Annotated in this window: 1 protein-coding gene and 3 pseudogenes; 2 read left to right on the plus strand and 2 right to left on the minus strand. The window is 74.1% G+C overall.

All coding sequences use genetic code 11. The features are described 5' to 3' along the window. A pseudogene (locus ACTIDRAF_RS32455) lies at window positions 1–203 on the minus strand (hypothetical protein); the annotation flags it as partial. Between the two features lie 13 nt (window positions 204–216). After that, a pseudogene (locus tag ACTIDRAF_RS34760) lies at window positions 217–351 on the minus strand (helix-turn-helix domain-containing protein); the annotation flags it as partial. Between the two features lie 38 nt (window positions 352–389). On the opposite strand from ACTIDRAF_RS34760, the gene ACTIDRAF_RS0203815 reads away from it, so the two are divergent. Next, on the plus strand, window positions 390–1,232 hold the full coding sequence (locus tag ACTIDRAF_RS0203815) for a PhzF family phenazine biosynthesis isomerase (protein WP_016697388.1): 843 nt from the start codon (window positions 390–392) through the stop codon (window positions 1,230–1,232). 92 nt (window positions 1,233–1,324) lie between these two features. Continuing rightward, window positions 1,325–1,612, plus strand: a pseudogene (locus tag ACTIDRAF_RS27105) (hypothetical protein); the annotation flags it as partial.

Below are 1,612 nucleotides of genomic sequence, written 5' to 3' on the forward strand. Positions count from 1 at the left end.
GGCAGCCGGTCGTCGCACCCCGGCTCGGTAGCCCCGACGACCACCTCTCCCTCCACCACGTCCTCACCCCGCGCCCCGCGCAGCAGCTGGTGTTCGGCGTCCAGCAGCTCTACGGCCCGCCGACCGGCCTGGGTCAGCCTGGCCCCGGAGGGGAGCCCGGTCGAGGAGTCGGACGCCCGGTGCGGGCTCCAGTGCCCTGACATGGCTGGTCACGGTCGACCGCACCGCGTGGAGCTCACTCGCGGCCCTGGTGAAGTTCCCCGTTCTGACCACGGCCAGGAACGTCCGGAGGAGGTTCGTGCCCACCTCGGCACGGTATTGGTCCCCACGATGGCGACCATGCGCGTTCATCGTGGACCCGATGGCTGTCGGCGGTGGAAGGTGGTGGCATGAGCACCGTTCTGCGCTACGCGTCCTTCGCCAGCGACCCCTCGGGTGGCAACCCCGCCGGTGTGGTGTTGGACGCCCGGGGCCTCGACGACGACTCCATGCTCCGCATCGCCGCCGATGTCGGCTACTCCGAGACCGCCTTCCTCAGCCCGACCGGCACCGACGGCCAGCACTACGGCCTGCGGTTCTTCAGCCCGCTGGCCGAGGTGGCGTTCTGCGGTCACGCCACCCTCGCCACGGCGGTGGCACTCGCCGAGCACGGCCGCACCGGGCGCCTGGTCTTCGACACGCCCGCCGGCGAGGTGCCCGTCACCACCGAGGACGGCCCCCCGGTCACCGCCACCCTGACGAGCGTGCCCACCCGCTCACGTCCCGCCTCCGAGGCGGAGGTCGCTGCCGCGCTGGCCGCCCTGCGGTGGTCCCCGGAGGACCTCGACCCGGGCTGGCCGCCGCACGTGTCCTTCGCCGGCAACGACCACCTCGTGCTCGGGGCCCGCACGCGGGGACGGCTGGCCCGGCTCGACTACGACTTCGAGGCGTTGACCGAGGTGTCCCGGGAACACGGGTGGACGACCACGCAGCTGTTCTGGTCGGAGGACGAGGGCACCGTCCACTCCCGCAACCCCTTCCCCCTCGGCGGGGTGGTCGAGGACCCGGCTACCGGCGCCGCCGCGGCGGCCTTCGGCGGTTACCTGCGCGCCCTCGGGCGAGTGCCACGACGGCGCGAGATCCGGATCGTCCAGGGAGAGGACATGGGGCGCCGAGGAGAACTCCTCGTGGGAGTCGAACCGGACGACCCCCGGGTCCGGGTCAGCGGCCGCGCGGTCCGCATCCCGGGCTGAACCCGGGTGCCGCGGTGGGATCAGGTCACCGTTGTACTCCGACCACCGGCTGAGCAGGCCCGCCGCGGCTCGCGGTCGATAGCCTTCCTGGGGTGCACGGACGCGACGTCGCCCCGCCCCCGCCGACCGACTGGTCCGAGCTGGTCCACGCCCGAGGGCCGGCGGCGGACACGCCCGGCCTGATCGAACGGCTCCGCGAGGACTGCTGGGAGGAGGCGGCGGCGGAGCTGTTCGGCTCGATCCTGCACGAGGGCGGCGTCTACCCGGCCACCGTGGCCGCGCTCCCCCTGCTCGTGCGCGTCGCCCGCTCCCCCGACGCCCCGGGCCGGATCGGCTCACTACGGCTGTTGCGCGCCTACCTCGAGGCGGTCGCCGCCGGC

This window comes from Actinoalloteichus spitiensis RMV-1378, assembly GCF_000239155.1.
GTDB lineage: Bacteria > Actinomycetota > Actinomycetes > Mycobacteriales > Pseudonocardiaceae > Actinoalloteichus_B > Actinoalloteichus_B spitiensis.

Coding starts and splice junctions, on each gene's coding strand:
- ACTIDRAF_RS0203815 (WP_016697388.1), top strand. CDS start 390: ATGAGCACCGTTCTGCGCTACGCGTCCTTCGCCAGCGACCCCTCGGGT.